This window comes from Vibrio sp. WZ-1 (genome assembly GCF_052037695.1).
Classification (GTDB): Bacteria; Pseudomonadota; Gammaproteobacteria; order Enterobacterales; family Vibrionaceae; genus Vibrio.
On record NZ_JBQEQR010000075.1, the window covers coordinates 228,310 to 247,788 of the forward strand.

A 19,479-nucleotide genomic window follows, 5' to 3' on the forward strand; every position below is an offset into this window, starting at 1 on the left:
TCCTGTTAATAAGAACAATAGTATCCAAGCAAACGGTTAGCTACGCCATTTTTATAAATCAAGGTAAAGTGTCGCAAATTTGGCACAGCGCCAATCATTTGATTACATGTTACTCACATCACATTTACATGACCACATTATGTCTGTGGTCACAATCATTCATCAGCCTCATCGCTATAAACCACATAAGTCTCTAAAATTGTGGCGTTTATTCCAATAATTTCATAAATAATATGCGCTCAACAATAACATTTAAGCTCCTAGTCGCGTTAATCGCAGTCTTTAGCTGCGTATTAGCTGTGTCTACCGGATACCAGTACTATCAACAAAAATCACTTATTAATGATGTACTGAGCGAACAACTGCATGACAAAGCAAGTAACTATTTTGACAGCCTAAATATGATGATGCTGACAGGCACAATGGTCCAAAAAGAAACATTGCGCCAAAAAGCCCTCGCTCAAGATGGGATCGAACAAGTTCGGGTCTTGCGAGCAGACAGCGTGTCAAAGTTTTATGGACCAGGCGAAGAGAACCAACTGCCACAAGATGATATCGATCGCCGAGCTTTAGCGGGTGAACTCGTTATTGAGCCGTTTACTGCGGAATGGGGTCAGGGAATGGTGGTAGCTTTACCGATGAAGTCCAGTGAAAATTATCGCGGAACCAACTGTGTAGCCTGCCATATTACTCCCGAAGGTGAAGTGCTTGGTGCGATTCGTCTTGAGTACAACATGAATCATGTGAACTCAATGATCAACAAGCAGGCTATGTTTGCGATTGGCATCATGTCCTCTATCGCCTTTATTGGCTTCCTCATTACCATGGGCTTAATCCGCAAAATTATCGTTCGTCCTATCCAAAAGATTTCACGCTTTATGTCTAACGTGAGCGCAAGTAAAGACCTATCGCAACGCTTGGAGCAGAAACAGAAGGATGAAATGGGGTTACTCTCACGTTCTATCGATTCATTTATGGACACCGTTTCGGATAGTTTGGAAAGAGTACAAGACACCTCTCACTCGCTTGCAGATTCGGCAAGCAAGCTCACAAACGTCGCCCAATCAACCGATGAAGCAGCAGACAACCAGCAAGTAGAAACCAACGAAGTACAAAGCAACATCAATGACATGTTGGATCAACAAGCCAATGTAGAACAAGCAACGGTTGATGCCACTGGGCTAATCAATCATACAGTAGACATTGCCACACAAAGTGCGACTCAAGCGCATGGCGTTAGCGAAGATATTAAAAATCTAGTCGGTGATATCGATCATGTAAGAGAGAAAATTTCGACGCTCAACCAACAAACTGAAGAAGTTTCCTCAATCCTTGACGTCATCAAAGGCGTGGCGGAGCAAACTAACCTCCTTGCGCTCAATGCAGCGATTGAAGCAGCACGGGCGGGAGAACAAGGACGTGGCTTTGCCGTTGTCGCGGATGAAGTGCGTAACCTAGCCTCAAGAACAACGGAAGCGACAGCTAACATAGAAAATATTATTGCTCAGTTCCAACAAGGCAGCTCAGAGTCACTTTCTTCTGTGGATGCGGTTTGTCACTATGCACATCAACGCTCTGTAGATGTTGAAGAGTTATCCAATACGATGAGAAATGTCGTAGGTGAAATGCATCAAGTTCTTCAACATGCGCAGAATATTCAAAACCAGACACAGGCAACCTCTGAAGTAAGTAAGCATATTCAAGCAAAAGTCGATACCATAACCAAACACGCGAATGACACGTCTGAGTCAGCAACTCTAACGCGAGACATCAGTGTGGACTTAGAACAATTGTCAGACCGACTAGAGCAATTACTTAACCAATTTTGCTTATCTGAGAAGAAAACTGTACCCAAATGACAAAAATCTCGCCTTCAAATTGATATAAAGGTTGAAGCTGACGATTTGACAGGTAATATGTTCCGTTGAATCTAAAAAATTCTATCCAACTCAATGCTTCGCTTGTTTTTTAAACAAAACCGTTTTAAGACAACTACTTTTATAAGCGTTGAGTTGAATTTTTACCTCAATGGAGAATATTGAAAACATGACTTACGCGCCTGTATCAGACGTTTTGAAAGGTCAGCTAGCAGTAGACAGTGAAGTAACTGTTCGTGGCTGGATCCGTTCACGTCGTGATTCCAAAGCTGGAATCTCTTTCCTTGCCATTTACGACGGCTCTTGTTTCGACCCGATTCAGGCCGTGGTCCCTAATAATCTTAATAATTACGAAAACGAAGTGCTTAAGCTAACTACTGGCTGCTCTGTTGAAGTAACTGGTAAGATTGTTGAATCTCCAGCGGCTGGTCAAGCATTCGAACTTGCTGCAACTAACGTTAAAGTTGTAGGTTGGGTTGAAGACGCTGACACTTACCCAATGGCAAAAACTCGTCACTCTATCGAGTACCTACGTGAAGTTGCGCACCTACGTCCGCGCACAAACGTAATCGGTGCGGTAGCACGTGTACGTAACTGTCTATCTCAAGCGATTCACCGCTTTTACCACGAGCAAGGTTACTTCTGGGTATCTGCACCACTAATTACGGCTTCTGATGCTGAAGGTGCTGGTGAAATGTTCCGCGTTTCTACGCTAGACATGGAAAACCTACCTCGCACAGACAAAGGTGATGTGGACTACAACGAAGACTTCTTCGGTAAAGAAACGTTCCTAACCGTATCTGGTCAGCTAAACGCTGAAGCTTATGCTTGTGCACTAAGCAAGGTTTACACGTTTGGTCCTACTTTCCGTGCTGAAAACTCAAACACAAGCCGCCACCTAGCAGAATTCTGGATGGTTGAGCCTGAAGTGGCGTTTGCAGAACTGGATGACGTAGCGAAACTCGCTGAAGACATGCTGAAATTCGTATTTAAAGCGGTTCTTGCAGAGTGTCGCGATGACCTTGAGTTCTTTGCTCAACGTATCGACAAAGAAGCAATCACTCGTCTAGAGCAATTCGTATCTTCTGACTTCGCACAAGTAGACTACACTGACGCAATCCAGATCCTTCTTGATTCAGGTCGTGAATTCGAATTCCCAGTTGAATGGGGTATCGATATGTCTTCTGAGCACGAGCGATTCCTTGCGGAAGAGCACTTCAAAGCGCCAGTAATCGTAAAGAACTACCCGAAAGACATCAAAGCATTCTACATGCGTGCTAACGATGACGGTAAGACGGTAGCTGCGATGGACGTACTAGCACCGGGCATCGGTGAGATCATCGGTGGTTCTCAGCGTGAAGAGCGTCTAGAAATCCTAGACGAGCGTATGCGTGAAGTAGGTATCGACCCAGAGCACATGAGCTGGTACCGCGACCTACGTAAATACGGCACAGTGCCTCACGCTGGTTTCGGCCTAGGCTTTGAGCGTCTAGTGTCTTACGTAACAGGTATGGGCAACGTTCGTGACGTAATCCCATTCCCACGTACTCCTCGCTCTGCAAACTTCTAATCACTTTTCAGTGAAACAGAATTAAAAAGACCTCCCAAGTGGAGGTCTTTTATTTTGTGGTGATTACTACAAATACTGAGCGCAATGCTTTTATCGCGCACTTTATTCCTATTTTTATAATGACTTTTAAGGGTCGTTATCCTTGTCTTTATCCGCATGGGCAGCGTACTTAACACCCAATACGCACAAACCAAACATAATAAAAGGGATAACTGCGGCGGTGTACTCTGTCCACGCCATATGAGAAAAAGACTTCGCCAAGATAAGATGCGCAAACACGAGTAAGAATGCACTAAAAATGGCGACGGCGATGAGCCTCACTTCGTGTTTTACCAACTGCTTTTTCATTGTCACTCCTCCTTTTCGATGACTCTATGGAAGAGTGAAACACAGACTTTCTAAACCGTTCTGATACAGTTAGCTGGAAAAAAGAGCAAACAGTTCCATTAGTGAAGCAAATCACCCAATTTACGAATGGCTTGCTCTACATTTTCATCTGGCGCTAACGAAGTATTAAGCCGCAGATAGTTTTCAAACTGCGCATCCAAAGAGAACAACTTGCCATGAGCAATGGTCACTTGTTCGGCAAGCAATACTTGATAGAGCGTTTTACTACTGACACCTTTTGGCAGCGCTAACCAAAGAAAATACCCACCTTGCGGTAAATAAAAATTAACTTGCGCAGGAAGGTACTGTTCAAGAAGCTCAATAAATCGTTGTTGACGCCGTTGGAGCGTCTTACGTAGCTTTCTTAGATGATTATCGTAACTATCGTTTTGAAGGTAATGTGCGACACCTTGCTGAATAGGTGCACTGCCTGACAAGGTCGACATCAGTTGCAGCTTTTGGATTGCTTCATTAAAACGCTTATTCACGACCCAACCTAAGCGATAACCGGGGCACAGACTTTTCGATAAGGATCCGCAATGCAGCACACGCTCTTGTGTATCAAAGCTTTTCAATGCCACTGGCTTGCTATCGGAAAAATACAGCTCAGCATAAACATCATCTTCTATCACATAGACATCGTGTTGATTCGCAAGCTCAACAACACGCTGTTTTTTCTGTGTAGAGAGAGAGGTTCCTGTTGGGTTATGAAAATTTGTCATCAGCCAGCAAGCTTTGATGTCGTGATTTTTAAATACTTCCGCTAGCTGCTCTAACGAATGGCCATCCTCCGCATCAACAGGCACTTCTATCGCGTTTAAGCCTAATCGCTCGATGGCTTGTAGTGCACCATAGAAGGTCGGTGATTCTACGACCACGGTATCACCGGGTTGGGTGACCGCTTGTAGGCTAAGGTTAAGCGCCTCTAACGCACCAGAGGTGATCACAATATCATCATGAGTCAAGCTCATGCCTTGCTGAATATAGCGCTGTGCAATCAAGCGGCGAAGGGCTTCACTGCCGGGAGGGAGGTTATCTAATAGAGAATCCGGGGCCATTTTACGCCCAGAACTGGCAAGATTACGGTTTAACGCGTCCAATGGAAACAATGTCGGATCAGGAAATGCTGAGCCAAGCTTTATCGCCTCTGGTAACGCTTGATGCTTAAGAAAACCATACAACTCATCATTGACTGACACTCGCAGAACGCTGCTTTCTGAATTTGAAGCTTCTAATCGTTCGAGCTCGGCGGTTACAAAGTACCCTGATTGCGGTTTTGCTGTTACCCACCCTTGAGCTTCCAACAATTGATAAGCTTGCAATACAGTTCCGGCGCTTACTGAATGGCTTCGGCTTATTACTCGAACGGAAGGCAGTTTCTCTCCCGCCCTCCATGTATTCTGTCGGATCTGAGTTTTAAACAACTCAGCCATTTGTCGATAGCGATTCATAATTCCCTCTTAAGCACCCGAAAAAGCAAGATAGCATAAATCATCCCAAAAATTCCTAACGCTTTGTGCCAATGTTGTAAGATAACTTCTCAAACTTTGCCTTAGCATTTTACAGCGCAAAGTGTCATTTTATGTTCCATACTTTCAATGACATGAATACTCTCTCTGGAGGCGACAATGAAACTGTTTACCATGGACGATCTATCTTATAGGGGCACACACAAAGGTGTTCATAGTTGGGATCACCCTGATAGTGATACGCCTTACTACTGGCACCCCGACTGGCTCCATATTGCAGAGGACGCCCTAGGCCTACAGCCAAAATGTGAACTAGAAGTTCCGGATGGCGAAACGGCTACAGAAGAGCACGCGAAAGAAGCCATTGTTAAACATCTAAATAATGAATAGATCCGCTTACTCTGTTGGCTGCTACTATAGTAGCGGCCACCTTAAACCCTGAGTTAAGCCGTTAATTTGCGTGCTAAAATTATTAATTGAGACGTTTACACTTTATTGGCGTTAATATCGACGACATAAATAGATTGCTGTCACATTATTTTTGCAGGCATCTGTTACATTTATAACGTAATGGTGACATACCTCAACTCATGAACATGAGAGAAGATAATAATGACTAAGTACAACGAAAACGATATTAAATACAAAGGTGAGACTAACGGTGTCCATACGTGGAGCACAGCATCTGGTCAACCTTATTACTGGCATCCAGATTGGCTGCATGTTGCTGAAGATGCGACAGGATCGCACCCAAAACAAAAACTAGAAGTTGAAGCAACTGAAGCGCCAACTGAAAAGCATGCCTTAAAAGCAATTCTGAAACACATGAATGACTGGGCGACAGGAAAACTGTCAAGCAACCCAGACATTGAAACCAATGCTGTAGAATCAGAAATTAACCTAAAGAAATAGGTTTAATGATCCATTCCAAAGCCCCGCTTAGTCGGGGCTTTTTTAATTATTGAGCCAATTAATAACAAAAACCTATCAATGCGTGCAATCTATCGATAAAATTCCTAGCCTTTGATTTTACAAATTTAATATCAACTCAGTATCTATCACACCCAAAGTCGCTCCTGTCTATTCAGCGAGTCAATAAATAGAGTGAACGATACGCTTTGATAAGGTAAAACTAGCTATGGTGAATACTAACTACAACGCACCACTGACACTTAAACTCTATTTAGCGGCTGCATTTTTCTTTGGAACCTACGGTGGGCGTGTATGCCCAATGCTTAGTACATTAAATGCATTTGAAATAATTCTGCATTGTACTGTTGTCTTCTCAATACTTTTTATAGTTCGACACTATATCCTCGCTCGGCACCCTCTCATAGCAGATAACAGACAAGCTCTGCTTGACGCATCTTTGTTTACGATTGCGAGTATCCCTTTCGCGGCATTTTATAATCTGCAATACGACTTTACTTGGGACAGCAACGTAAAGGTTTTATTGGGTATGACCTTATTTGGTTTTCTTACTGGCCTGATCCTTCAACTGCAAAGTAAGCTCGTTCACTTTGATGCGTTAAGCCACAAAAAGCGCTTCGATTTTGCGCTCTCTGGCCAACGTCAATCCATTATTAAACAAATGATTGGAATGATGATCGTACTGCTTATCACATTGACGACTATATTAACCATGGTTGCTGTGAAAGATATCTATTGGCTAGAGCAAAACCCAGAGCAAATCACCAACGGGCTCGGAAAGATCAGCTTCATTAAAGAGCTTGTCTACATTGCACTAGTCATTGGTGGTTATGTCATAGCTATCATGGTTCTATGGACAAAACTGATGCAGAAGATTCTGCTTAGCCAGGAGGATGCATTAAAAGAAGTGACCCAAGGCAGATTAGAACATCGACTACCGATATTTGAGCATGATGAACTCGGAGCGATGGCCTGTCTAACTAACCAAATGTTAGACAGTCTGCAAGTATCTCAAAATGAGGTAAAAACAACGCGTGACGTTGCTATCGTCAGCCTTTCTGCGCTTGCTGAATCTCGTGATAATGAAACAGGCGCGCATATTCTTAGAACTCAAGAATACGTTAAAGTATTAGCAGAACATCTATCCAAGCATACGGCACACCAATCTTTGCTGACTCCAAACTACATCGAACTACTGTATAAATCCGCACCTCTCCATGATGTAGGTAAAGTTGGTGTGCCTGACAGCGTCCTATTGAAGCCAGGTAAACTTACCGACAAAGAATTTGAGATCATGAAGGGTCATGCTGAAATTGGTGCAGAAGCGCTATCAATAGCAGAAAAGCAACTAGGAAGTAGTTCATTTTTGCGCGTTGCTAAAGAGATTGCCCTTACCCACCATGAAAAATGGGATGGCACTGGATATCCAAACCAGCTTTCTGGCGAAGAGATTCCTCTTTCAGGCCGTCTAATGGCACTGGCTGATGTTTATGATGCACTCATTTCAAAACGTGTTTATAAACCTGCATTCAGTCATGACAAGGCGAAAGCAATCATCCTAGAAGGAAAAGGCAAACATTTTGATCCTCAGATTGTCGATGCTTTCCTTGCTGTCGAAACTGATTTTCAGCACATTGCACAGCAATATCAAGATGAACAAAATATAGCCGCCTAGCTAATTATCCCCCTCTTAATCGCCAACTTAAGAGGGGTTTACATAGCAAAAAACCTTGTTATGTTAGAATTCTGTTTCAAATCAAAACTTTTTTAAGTTTTCTTATCACTAACTGTTGTAACGAATATTGCTGAAAGGTATAAATGTCAGCAGACCCCTTCGATTAACATGGATGAAGATTATGTTTGAAAAAGTAGTTGCCGCTCCGGCTGACCCTATTCTTGGCCTTACTGAAGAGTTTAAAAAAGATACCCGCGCTGAAAAAATTAACCTAGGCGTTGGTATTTACAAGAACGAGCAAGGTGAAACCCCTGTTCTTGCGACTGTTAAAAAAGCCGAAGCCGCACTGATTGAAACTGAAAAAACCAAATCTTACCTAACGATCGAAGGTACAGCGGAATATGGTCTAGCTGTACAAAAACTGCTTTTCGGTGCAGAGGCTGAAATCGTTGCTAGCAAGCGTGCCAAAACAGCTCAGGCGCCTGGTGGTACTGGTGCTCTTCGCGTTGCGGGTGAATTCATTAAACGTCAACTTGGTGAAGCAAAAATCTGGATCAGCAACCCAACTTGGGCAAACCACAATGGCGTATTCACTGCTGCGGGTATCGAGACGGCACAATACAGCTACTACAACGCAGAAACAAAAGACAAAGACTTTGATGCTATGCTGACCGATCTTCAAGCAGCATCAGAAGGCGATGTAGTTCTACTACACGGCTGCTGTCACAACCCAACGGGTATCGACCCAACGGCTGAAGAGTGGGAAACGCTAGCAAAGCTGGTCGCTGAGAAGAAACTACTACCTCTATTCGACTTTGCGTATCAAGGTTTTGCTAAAGGCGTAGAAGAAGACGCTTCCGGCCTGCGTACATTCGCTAAGTACAACAAAGAGATCCTAGTAGCGAGCTCTTTCTCTAAAAACTTCGGCCTATACAATGAGCGTGTTGGCGCATTCACTCTTGTTGCTGAATCAGAAGACGTTGCAACAACGGCGTTCTCGCAAGTAAAAGCAATCATCCGTTCTATCTACTCTAACCCGCCAGCGCACGGTAGTGCAGTTGTGACTCATATTCTTGGTGATGCTGAACTGCGTGCAGAATGGGAAGCAGAAGTCGCTGAAATGCGTGATCGTATCCAAGAGATGCGTGAGCTATTTGTAGCAACACTAAAGGCTGAAGGTGTAGACGCAGACTTTAGCTTCATCGAGCGCCAAAACGGCATGTTCTCATTCTCTGGTCTGTCTAAAGAGCAAGTAAACCGTCTGAAAGAAGAGTTCGGTATTTACATCGTAGGCTCAGGTCGTATCAGTGTAGCTGGTATGACGAAATCAAACATGGGACCGCTGTGTAAAGGCATTGCTGCGGTTCTATAATTGAACTTTTCGTAGAGTAAATAACAAAATTTAAAAAGGTCAGCGAATGCTGACCTTTTTTGTTCTAGTAGATAAACTTGAACCCGATACCAACCTCGTTGATATGCTCGGAGCTTGAACCGCGATAGTCGGTGTCTCTCAACTGATAATACACACCCGTTCCGATAACTTTATGCCACTGGTAATTAAACGCTAGCTTATAGTTGTTTTCATCTACAATATCACTGCGATTAATGCTTATTTCAGCTGTGCCGATTAACTTTTCACTGAATAAGTAATTTGCACCAAAGGTCGCGGCCTGAATAAACTCGCTCTCTGATGAAATAGTGCGATCTGTGGTGTCATTTTTTGCTTTTGCTTTGATTGCACCTAAGCCATAAATGCCATACACATCGAATACATCATTAACGCCATAGCGATAACCTCCCCCAAACAATAAACGGTCTATACGCAAAGTGAAGTCATCTGGGTGGAAAAACTGAGCGGAGTAATCAACATTGAATAACCAATTATCTGCAATTAAATAGTTGCCGCCAAGCGCAATGGTTGTTGCGTTGGAGTTATCTAGCCATTCTTCATTTGTTGTGCCAGCTCCAAGCTCTAATTGGATATGCTCATACCCAAACTTCTCCGCTTGTTCAGATTCTGAGGCAATGCTCATTAAAGGTAATGCTACAAGAGGCGCAGCTAACAATATTCTTACCATTTTAATTCCTTGCATGAGAGCCATTTATAAGTGCTTTTGTTGTTAAAACGGATAAAAAACGCACTCAATGATCCTAGTTATGACTGAAACCTACGCAATCTTAACGTAAGTTTATTACTAATTTTATCACGAACTGGGGTTTTGTGTGATCCGATAAGATTCTGTTTTAAAACTAAGTTATGATTAACCTATCATTTGCGAAGAAAAAGGCACCTTCATGGATGCAGAGCTGTTAGAGATTTATAATTTTCTCGTCAAGTACCCTCCTTTCAATGAACTACCAGAAGATACGCTGAACAAAATAACCGAAAACATCGAGATTTCTTACTATCGGCAAGATACTCCTGTCATTCACTTCGGCGATCAAATCAATGACCTATACATGGTCAGAAGTGGCGTTGTCGAAGTTTATCGACGTAAAGGGGAACTGTATAACCGACTAGACGAAGGTGATCTCTTTGGTCAAATGGGCCTGCTCACCAACAATAAAGTGCGCTTTCCAGTCAAAGCAATTGAAGATACCCTCCTTTACTGCATCCCTGGTGATATTTTCCAAGAGTTATACGACAATTTTGATTCTTTCGCAGACTTTGTTGAAGTTGAAAATAGCGCCCGCTTAAGACAAGCTGTTTCTGAAAATAGCGATGCAAATGACCTGACGACCTCAAAAGTAAAGACATTGCTAACACGCGATGCGCCTACTATTGAGCGAGGGCAAACTATTCAAGAAGCAGCTCAATTGATGGCACAAGACAATGTCTCGTCGCTACTGATCGTCGACCCTGATTTTGTTCTAGATGAAGATGATCTGCAATCACCCGTCGTTGGTATCATCACCGACCGTGATTTGTGTACAAGGGTTTTAGCTGAAGGGTTGTCCCCTTTAGATGAAGTGTCAACCGTCATGACAACAGAGGTTATCTCGCTTGATCACAACGCGTATGTTTATGAAGCTATGCTCACGATGCTTCGCTACAACGTACACCATTTGCCAGTAGTGAAGGACCAAATGCCAATAGGCATTATTGAAGCGACAGATATCGTTCGCTACGAATCTCAAAACTCACTACTTCTTGTGAGCAGCATATTCCAACAGCAAACCATTGAAGACCTAGCTATTGTCGCAGATGAGGTAAAAAGCAGCTTTGTACGCCTTGTTAACGAGGATGCCAACTCACATATGGTCGGCAGTGCAATGTCCGTAATAGGCAGAAGTTTTAAGCAGCGCCTTATTGAGCTAGCCGAGCAAGAACTTGGCCCTCCACCGGTTCCGTATTGTTTCTTGGCTCTTGGATCCATGGGGCGAGATGAACAGTTACTAGTTACCGACCAAGATAATGCCATCATTCTTGATGACACCTATAAACCTGAAAAACATGGCAAGTACTTTGAGGCTTTAGCCAAGTTCGTCAGCGATGGGTTGGATGCTTGCGGCTATAAGTATTGTACCGGAGACATCATGGCAACCAATCCTATGTGGAGAATGACGCGCTCAGAATGGGAAGCGTGCTTCGCTGATTGGATTGATGACCCCAATCCAAAAGCACTACTCAATGCGTCTATCTTTTTCGACTTAGATGGTGTTTATGGCCGCTTAAAATGGGCTGAGCAACTGACCAGTTTCATTGTTCGTCGTGCACGTAAAAACAATCGTTTCCTCGCATGTCTTGCCAGAAACGCTCTGAATCGAACACCACCACTGGGCTTCTTTAAAGATTTCGTGATGGAGAAAGATGGCCAACATAAAAACTCGATTAATTTGAAACGAAGAGGCACCGCTCCCCTAGTCGACCTAATTCGAGTTCACGCACTAGCAGTGGGCTCTCGTGCTCGAAACTCCTTTGAACGGTTAGATGACATCATTGATGCAGGTATTTTGCCCAAAGGGCGCGCGCAAGACTTGAAAGATGCGATGGAGTTTATCTCTATGGTTCGTATTCGCCACCAAGCGATTGACGTTGAGTTAGGAACCGAACCGGATAACAATATCGAGCCAGAAAACTTATCAGATTTTGAAAGACGCAATCTCAAAGATGCCTTTCAAATATTGAGTAATGGCCAGAACTTCCTTAAGTTTCGCTATCAGGCTAGCAACAAGTTTAAGTGAGGCATAGCGTGATTAAAAAGTTATTTCAAAAGCCCGCAATCCAATGGCCAATAAAGTTTCAGCAAAAGCTGGAAAGAGCAACGGATGAACGTCTAGTCGCCTTTTATGGTACAGAGTTACCTGCACCGGACACGCCGCTATCTCAAGTCGAGTTTGTCGCACTAGATTTCGAGACTACCGGGTTGAACCCTCAAAAAAATGGCATTATCACGATTGGTCTGGTGCCTTTTAATCTCAATCGTATTTTTTTACGCCAAGCTAAACACTGGAAAGTACGCCCGCAAGAAAAATTAGCTGAAGACTCTGTGATTATCCACGGTATCACCCACAACGAGCTCATTGATGCACCTGATCTTGGCGATATTCTTGACGAGTTACTGCCCTGTTTAGCGGGTAAGATTGTTGTTGTGCACTATCGCCGTATAGAGCGCGAATTTCTAAACCAAGCGCTTCAAGTACGTATTGGCGAAGGCATTGAATTTCCAGTTCTAGATACGCTTCAAATCGAAGAAGATATCCAGCAGAGACTCTCTGGCGGTCTTTGGAATAAGTTGAAGGGAAACAAACCCGGCTCACTGCGATTAGCGCAATCTCGTCGACGTTATGGGCTTCCAGACTACACACCACACCACGCACTGACAGATGCCATCGCCACTGCGGAGCTTCTGCAAGCACAGATCGCCCATCATTATAGTGGGGAACAGCCTATAAGCAGCTTATGGTTGTAATTCCAATAGTCTTTTTAGCCTAAAAGCAAAAAGGAGCCAAATGGCTCCTTTTTAGTCGGTTCTCTGCTGAACTATAACTTAAAGCGATTAATTTCTTGCTCTAGCTCATGCGATAGCTCAGACAACTGCGCAGCTTGCTCTGCAGCATGCTGTGCTTCAGAAGACAGCTCGTTTGAAACATCACGAATACCTTCAGTGTTGCGTGTGATTTCAGATGTTACTGATGCTTGCTCCTCAGCCGCTGATGCAATTTGAGTCGCCATATCGTTGATACGTTCTACTGCAGAATGAATTTGAGTCAGGCTCGCTGCCGCAGAGTTCGCGTCATCCACACTAGTATCTGCCAAACGACGGCTATCATCCATAATGCCGACTGCTTTCGCTGTTGTACCTTGCAGCATCTCAATCGTCTCTTGAATTTCTTGCGTTGAGGCATGAGTTCGTTGACTTAGTACGCGTACTTCATCCGCCACGACCGCAAAGCCTCGACCTTGCTCACCTGCGCGTGCCGCTTCAATTGCTGCGTTCAGAGCAAGAAGGTTAGTTTGTTCAGCAATACCTTGGATCGTAGATAGAATGGTATTGATACTGTTACCATGCGCTTCCAGTTCTTGAATAACATTGGTCGCTACTTGAACTTCTTGAGCAAGATTCTGAATAGAGCCTTGCGTCTGCGTTACTTGGCTTGAGCCATGCGCACATGCTTCTACCGCTTCTTCAGAGTTTTGAGCGGTGTTTTCAGCATTACCAGCGATCTCTTGCGTTGCTGCAGCCATTTCATTCACGGCAGTCGCAACCATGTTGATCTCGTCTTGCTGATATGCAATTCGCTGACTACGCTCTTCTGCCTGCTGAGCAGTTTGACGTGATTGTTGAGAAAGTGCAGCTGATACATGGCTAAGCTTAGTTACCATGGTATGCATGTTACCAACAAAGCGGTTAAAGTTTTCTGCAAGCTTGCCAACTTCATCATCACTGCGAGGTTCAAGTCGTTGTGTTAGATCACCTTCACCAGAAGCGATTTCTTCTAGCGCTTGTGAAACACGGCCCAAATCACGGAACAAGAAACCGACTAACCAAGATACCGCAGCAATAACCGCGATAGTAATCAGCACCGCTGTGATCAGCATTTCACGTAATAACTGCGCGTGACTTGCTTCTTCTGTCGCACGATCCATTTCGATCGCAAACATCCAATGTGTGCCAGGAACTTTACTGAAATAGTACAGCTTCTCTTGGCCATTAATCGTTGCGGTTTCAATGGCTCCGCTATTTGCTGCACGCTCAATAGAATCTTTAGAAAAATCACTTGAAAGGTTGGCGATAGGTTTAAGCGTCAAACTCTTGTTTGGGTGAGCAAGGAAAGTGCCGTCACTCATATCGATCAGCATTGCGTGCGCATTTTCACCTGCATCTAGACTAATTACGTCATCAATCAGCTGGTCAATCAACACGTCAGCCCCTACTACACCGACAAAACGGCCACTCTGGTATACAGGTTCCGCGATAGTCACTAACAGTGCATTAGTGATTGCGTCTTGATAAGCCGTAGTAATAATTTGCTTGCCAGCGGCGTTAGCATCTTTGTACCAAGGACGAGTACGTGGATCATAACCTGCACGGTTACGCTCTGGGTGAGAGCGGTACATGCCACCTTCCGGAGTACCTAGGAAGATATCATCAAAGCCACCAGCTTTGCGTGCTTGTTGTAAAAAAGGGACAACGTCTTGCTCAGTGGAGTAATCGTTGAAAGCCGTCGCAATATCTTTGCGAATAGCAACCCAGTCAGAAATACCTTCAGAAGCAGCGTTGCTTAAACTTTGTGCTCTTGAAGAAACCCCGGTACGTGTCTGATCAGATAATTGACCCGCCGACAACCACGTCAATGCTGCTGCCATAACAACAACAGCAGATAGACTTGCGCCAATAAGCTTTTGTTTTAGTGATAGTTTCATAATTTATTATTTGTTGGGAGAACAGTAAATGAGCAATGAGTTTACACAGAATTGACGTTAAGCGCACCAAATTTCACACTTATCAATTATCAAATAAGTCATTGTAAAAAAAGAAAATTTTTTCGCCATTTTTTTGTCGAGCGTCAGAATTTTCGCACAAAAAAAGCCAGCAAAAATGCCGGCTTTGAGTTTATAAATTAAGCTTTATTTTACAGTAACTTAGTGTTTTTCTGTTCTCATACCCATCAACAAACTTACACACATTGCAAGTAAAACAATGGTAAATGGTAGAGCGGTTGAAATCGCCCCTGCTTGAAGCGCTTGAACGGCTTCAGAACCACCGATCCACAGTAGCGCAACCGCAATAGCACCTTCCATAAAGGCCCAGAATACACGCTGTAGAACTGGCGCATCAACTTTACCACCAGCGGTAATACTGTCGATTACTAGTGAGCCTGAATCTGACGAGGTAATGAAGAATACCAATACCAACACAACTGCAATAATAGATAGAACATTACCAAGCGGAAGAACATCAAACATCTGGAACATTGCTAGCGAAACATCAGTAAGGCCGTTTGCGCCTAGTTCACCGACATTGTTTATCACTTGGTCGATAGCTAGACCGCCAAATACCGACATCCAAATAAGCGTTACTGCCGTAGGAACAATCAATACCGCCGTAATGAACTCACGTACAGTACGACCGCGAGAGACACGAGCAATGAACATACCTACGAATGGTGACCATGAAATCCACCAAGCCCAATAGAACACTGTCCAGCCTTGGAACCAAGCTTCATCAGTACGACCAAACGGGTTACTAAGTGGAATAAGGTTCTCTACATACGCCATAAACGTCGTAGGAATAGAGCCTAAACTCACAGCCCAGCCGATCAAACCAACAAGGATTAGTAGTAAAAATGCAATAACCATGTTGATATTACTGATGACTTTAACACCACCATCAATACCACGGACAACTGAGACAACCGCTAGTAAGGTAACGACAGTAATCACAACAATCTGCAGACCTAGACCAGGCTCAACACCAAACACATGGTGAATACCACTTGCTGCTTGTTGTGCACCAAGGCCCAGTGACGTCGCAAGACCAAATAGTGTCGCAAGTACCGCAAGGATATCTACAATATGACCAGCCCAGCCCCATGCACGATCACCCAGCAGTGGGTAAAAAATCGAACGCATAGACAGCGGTAGGCCTTTGTTATAAGTAAAGAAAGCTAATGAAAGCGCAACGACACCATAAATCGCCCATGGGTGTAGACCCCAGTGGAACATAGTTGCACCTAATGCGAGTTTGGCAGCTTCTGGGGTATTCGCTTCAACACCCAATGGCGTTTCATACCAACCAGTGAAATAAGCCACTGGCTCAGCCACACTCCAGAACATCAGACCGATACCCATACCTGCAGCAAATAGCATTGCAAGCCACGAAACAAACGAGTAATCAGCGACAGCATCTTTACCGCCTAGGCGAATCTTACCCATTGGCGACACAATAAGTCCCAAACAGAAGATAACGAAGATGTTGCCTGAAATAATGAATAGCCAATCAAATGAACCGATAATTTTCCACTTGATTCCATCTAAAGCGGTTTTGGCTGTATGCGCATCAAGAACTAATGCTGCAATAAGAAATAGTGCAATGAAGCCTGCACTGATACCAAAAACAGGATTATGTACGTCAAAACCCCATTTCTGTACGTTATCTTGACCAACCGTATAGTCGGTACTGTCGATACTGTACTTATCTATACCTTTTGTCATTGTTCCTCTCTTTTGCATTCTAATTTTTCAGCGTAACGCAAAAAAACCTTCGAACACGATACATTTTATTTTCCATGAAAGTGGAAGATCCTACCATTTTAGGTATTTTTGTCTATGTTTTGCTGATAAAAAATCCAATAACTTACTTTTCAATCATAAAAATTCACCAAAAAAAGCGAAAACAACCACAGCAATAATTAGACCACAAACATTTCTTACTATAATTATTCTAGGCCATGCTTTTTGAGCCGTAAAAAGCCATAAATTTAATAAGGAGAGCCAAGGCATATAATTGAAAAATGGTGTCGCGATTACTAACTAAGCCCTTTTAATGACAACGCTTTTGAGTTAGTGTCGCGTCGTTACATGATCCCTTAATGACTGGATTACTAAATTGGAAAAGTACGAAGAAGTCTTGGTCTCGATACGTCAGATCATCCGCGCTATTGATTTACATTCTAAAAAGCTGAGCAAAGAGTCTGGTTTAACGGCTCCACAACTGATTCTGATGCGAGCTATTAGTGAATTAGACAATGTCACTATCAAACAGCTGTCTAGCCATACCAATATGAGTCAGGCAACGGCTACCACTATTTTAGACCGTTTAGAGCGTAATCAGCTTGTTGAACGCCGTCGTAGTGTCCAAGACAAACGCAAAGTGCATGCGGTACTAACAGAAAAAGGGCAAGAAGCGTTAAAGCAAGCGCCAACTCCCCTACAAGAACACTTCATTAGCCGCTTTCAAAAGTTGGAAGAGTGGGAACAGAGCTTACTGCTGTCTTCTGTTCAACGCATTTCGACTATGATGAATGCAGAAGATATCGATGTTGCACCAATGCTAGAGCTTGGAAGCATCACCAAACCAGAGTAGTACCTTTCAAGAGCGCTCATTCGTCCAGTAATGAGCGCTTCCATCTTAACACTTACTCAACCAAACCTGTCTCAAAGGCATATTTAGCCAACTCTGCGGTCGAATACAAATCCAGCTTATGCTTAATATTGTGGCGATGTGTCTCTACTGTTCGATAGCTAATGTCCAAAAGCGTCGCGATCTTTTTACTGCTATGTCCCTGAGCAACCAGTTTTAAGACGGCTTCTTCACGACGACTAAGTGGGTTTGGTTTTTGTGCAGCAGGTATAACATCTTGAGTAAACAGAGTTTGAGTAACAGATTCACAAAAGTACGTTGAGCCTTGATTCACGGTTTTTATCGCTTGCACCATCTTCTCGGCAGAAATTTCTTTAAGCATGTAACCTACAGCTCCGGCCTGCATCACCTTCATGATGTATTCACGGTTATCATGCATCGTCAGCATTAATACTTTGCTCGCTGGCCTTTCCTCTTTAATCACACCCGTCGCTTCGATGCCATTCATAATTGGCATACTAATATCCATTAGAATCACATCCGGGTTGAGCATCTTAGAAACTTCGATCGCTTCCAGCCCATTACTGGCGGTACCAATCACATCAATGTCAGGCTCTAATTCCAGTCGCGCCATAAAGCCATCAAGTACGACCTGATGATCATCGACTATCACCACGCTAATTGGTTTATCCATAAACTAATCCATCCAAATCTAACAATACGGTGATTTCTGTGCCTAATCCTGGCTCGCTCATCAATTCAAACTCACCGCCAATAAACTCAACACGCTCGCGCATATTGCGTAAACCAATCCCCTGACGATGTACCGAGTGGTTAACAAGGAACCCTGCCCCATCATCTCGTATCAGTAATTGCAGCATATTGCCCATCTTTTGCAAAATAACCGTGACCTTTTTCGCCTTAGCGTGCTTCTCGATATTGTTCAACGACTCTTGAGCAACACGATACAAGGTCGTCGCTACCTCAGATTTCAACTTCACCTGATTAGTATCAAAGTGACTATCAATGTCGATACCAGAATGTGAATGAAAGTCTTGTAATAAGGTGGTGAGGGCCGCTTCAAGACCAATATCATCCAGCGCACTAGGTCGGAGTTGATGAGAAATATGACGAACTTCGTTGATCGCAGTAATTAGCGAGCGTTGAGATTTATCTAGGTGGGATTTGAGCTTTTCATCTTCGATGCGATGAGCCATCAAATCTAAGTGGCATTTACTGGAGACCAATAGCTGATTGATACCGTCATGTAGCTCTCTCGCTAAGTGTTTCTTTTCGTCTTCTTGGAACATTACCGTTTTATGGGCAAGCTCTTTGAGGTGCTTATCTGCCAAACGATGTTCATGCAAGTTAATCGCTAACGTCAGGACAATAATAACTGAGACCGTAACCACCAGAATGATCACGACAGAGAAAAACGTAGTTTCAATATTCTGGTTTACTGCTGCACGCATATTCGCAACTTCACGGCTGACATCTTCAATATACAAGCCTGTGCCGATCATCCAATCCCACTTATCCAACCAAGCGGCATAACTCAACTTAGGAACCACCTCGCCGGTTGAAGGCTTTTGCCAAAGGTATTGATGAAAACCGCCACCAAGTTGAGCTTGATAGAGCAAGGTTTCGATCAAGTGATTGCCATTTTCATCTTGAATATGAAGCAGATTTTGCCCAATAAGATCGGGCAGAATGGGATGAACTAAGTTCGTACCGTGTTTATCATAGGCGAAGAAATAGCCATCTGAACCATACCGAAGACGATTGAGAATAGCTTTAACACGCGCTTTAGCGTCCTCCTCCTCGAGAGTAGGATCGTTATAGATATGAGAAATGGCATCAAAAGCCAGATCGACCGTATCTTTCAATGCTGCTTCTTTAGATTGGATAAGATTCTGATGAAAGATTTCTACTTCGCGTTGACCAAGAGTCTTGGCTTGATAGATAGAAATCCAACTGATGCTGGCTGACACCAACACCACAGGTATTAGAGCCAGTAATATTAACTTGGCTTTGAGAGGCATTC

General features: G+C 43.6%; 16 protein-coding genes. 9 read left to right on the forward strand and 7 right to left on the reverse strand.

Features of this window, described 5'->3' with window-relative positions; genetic code table 11:
* Positions 1–233 precede the first annotated feature (233 nt).
* Together ACTS60_RS12155 and asnS are read left to right on the forward strand one after the other, a co-directional pair.
* Positions 234–1,859, forward strand: a complete 1,626-nt coding sequence (locus ACTS60_RS12155; protein WP_440888449.1) for a methyl-accepting chemotaxis protein — start codon at positions 234–236, stop codon at positions 1,857–1,859.
* 187 nt (positions 1,860–2,046) lie between these two features.
* A complete protein-coding gene (asnS, locus tag ACTS60_RS12160; RefSeq protein ID WP_010447663.1) occupies positions 2,047–3,447 on the forward strand; it encodes an asparagine--tRNA ligase in 1,401 nt (466 codons plus the stop codon).
* Between the two features lie 126 nt (positions 3,448–3,573).
* On the opposite strand, the gene ACTS60_RS12165 is transcribed toward asnS, so the two are convergent.
* The gene (locus tag ACTS60_RS12165; protein ID WP_440888450.1) at positions 3,574–3,795 is read right to left on the reverse strand and encodes a hypothetical protein; all 222 of its coding nucleotides are present in this window, start codon (positions 3,793–3,795) and stop codon (positions 3,574–3,576) included.
* A 98-nt stretch (positions 3,796–3,893) separates the two neighbouring features.
* Entirely contained in the window at positions 3,894–5,285 is a 1,392-nt protein-coding gene (locus ACTS60_RS12170; protein ID WP_440888451.1) for a PLP-dependent aminotransferase family protein, read from the reverse strand.
* Positions 5,286–5,462: 177 nt separating this feature from the next.
* On the opposite strand from ACTS60_RS12170, the gene ACTS60_RS12175 reads away from it, so the two are divergent.
* The 4 genes from ACTS60_RS12175 to ACTS60_RS12190 all read left to right on the forward strand — a co-directional run bounded on the left by ACTS60_RS12175 (position 5,463) and on the right by ACTS60_RS12190 (position 9,280).
* A complete protein-coding gene (locus ACTS60_RS12175; RefSeq protein ID WP_010447656.1) occupies positions 5,463–5,693 on the forward strand; it encodes a hypothetical protein in 231 nt (76 codons plus the stop codon).
* A gap of 222 nt (positions 5,694–5,915) precedes the next feature.
* Positions 5,916–6,215, forward strand: coding sequence for a hypothetical protein (locus ACTS60_RS12180; protein WP_440888452.1), 300 nt, complete (start codon positions 5,916–5,918; stop codon positions 6,213–6,215).
* A 226-nt stretch (positions 6,216–6,441) separates the two neighbouring features.
* Entirely contained in the window at positions 6,442–7,908 is a 1,467-nt protein-coding gene (locus ACTS60_RS12185) for an HD-GYP domain-containing protein (protein ID WP_440888453.1), read from the forward strand.
* Positions 7,909–8,089: 181 nt separating this feature from the next.
* The gene (locus tag ACTS60_RS12190) at positions 8,090–9,280 is read left to right on the forward strand and encodes an amino acid aminotransferase (RefSeq protein ID WP_440888454.1); all 1,191 of its coding nucleotides are present in this window, start codon (positions 8,090–8,092) and stop codon (positions 9,278–9,280) included.
* 64 nt (positions 9,281–9,344) lie between these two features.
* On the opposite strand, the gene ACTS60_RS12195 is transcribed toward ACTS60_RS12190, so the two are convergent.
* Positions 9,345–9,986 carry an outer membrane beta-barrel protein gene (locus tag ACTS60_RS12195; protein WP_409586839.1) on the reverse strand — a complete coding sequence of 214 codons (642 nt, stop codon included), beginning with the start codon at positions 9,984–9,986 and terminating at the stop codon, positions 9,345–9,347.
* Positions 9,987–10,203: 217 nt separating this feature from the next.
* Here ACTS60_RS12195 and ACTS60_RS12200 point away from each other — a divergent pair, with 217 nt between their 5' ends.
* Both ACTS60_RS12200 and ACTS60_RS12205 read left to right on the forward strand, forming a co-directional pair.
* The gene (locus ACTS60_RS12200) at positions 10,204–12,093 is read left to right on the forward strand and encodes a DUF294 nucleotidyltransferase-like domain-containing protein (RefSeq protein WP_440888455.1); all 1,890 of its coding nucleotides are present in this window, start codon (positions 10,204–10,206) and stop codon (positions 12,091–12,093) included.
* A gap of 11 nt (positions 12,094–12,104) precedes the next feature.
* Positions 12,105–12,821: a 3'-5' exonuclease gene (locus ACTS60_RS12205; protein ID WP_440888516.1), complete on the forward strand. Its 717-nt coding sequence runs from the start codon at positions 12,105–12,107 to the stop codon at positions 12,819–12,821.
* Positions 12,822–12,892: 71 nt separating this feature from the next.
* Here the strand turns inward: ACTS60_RS12205 and ACTS60_RS12210 are convergent, their stop codons facing one another.
* Both ACTS60_RS12210 and ACTS60_RS12215 read right to left on the reverse strand, forming a co-directional pair.
* Positions 12,893–14,776, reverse strand: a complete 1,884-nt coding sequence (locus tag ACTS60_RS12210) for a methyl-accepting chemotaxis protein (protein WP_440888456.1) — start codon at positions 14,774–14,776, stop codon at positions 12,893–12,895.
* A gap of 219 nt (positions 14,777–14,995) precedes the next feature.
* Positions 14,996–16,567 carry a BCCT family transporter gene (locus ACTS60_RS12215; RefSeq protein ID WP_440888457.1) on the reverse strand — a complete coding sequence of 524 codons (1,572 nt, stop codon included), beginning with the start codon at positions 16,565–16,567 and terminating at the stop codon, positions 14,996–14,998.
* A gap of 394 nt (positions 16,568–16,961) precedes the next feature.
* Between ACTS60_RS12215 and cosR the strand changes: the two genes are divergently transcribed.
* A complete protein-coding gene (gene cosR / locus ACTS60_RS12220) occupies positions 16,962–17,438 on the forward strand; it encodes a MarR family transcriptional regulator CosR (RefSeq protein ID WP_010447635.1) in 477 nt (158 codons plus the stop codon).
* A gap of 52 nt (positions 17,439–17,490) precedes the next feature.
* Here cosR and ACTS60_RS12225 read toward each other — a convergent pair whose 3' ends face one another.
* Together ACTS60_RS12225 and ACTS60_RS12230 are read right to left on the reverse strand one after the other, a co-directional pair.
* The gene (locus tag ACTS60_RS12225) at positions 17,491–18,129 is read right to left on the reverse strand and encodes a response regulator (protein ID WP_440888458.1); all 639 of its coding nucleotides are present in this window, start codon (positions 18,127–18,129) and stop codon (positions 17,491–17,493) included.
* Positions 18,122–19,477, reverse strand: a complete 1,356-nt coding sequence (locus ACTS60_RS12230) for a cache domain-containing protein (protein WP_440888459.1) — start codon at positions 19,475–19,477, stop codon at positions 18,122–18,124. The genes ACTS60_RS12225 and ACTS60_RS12230 overlap by 8 nt, the downstream gene beginning before the upstream one ends.
* Positions 19,478–19,479: the final 2 nt, after the last annotated feature.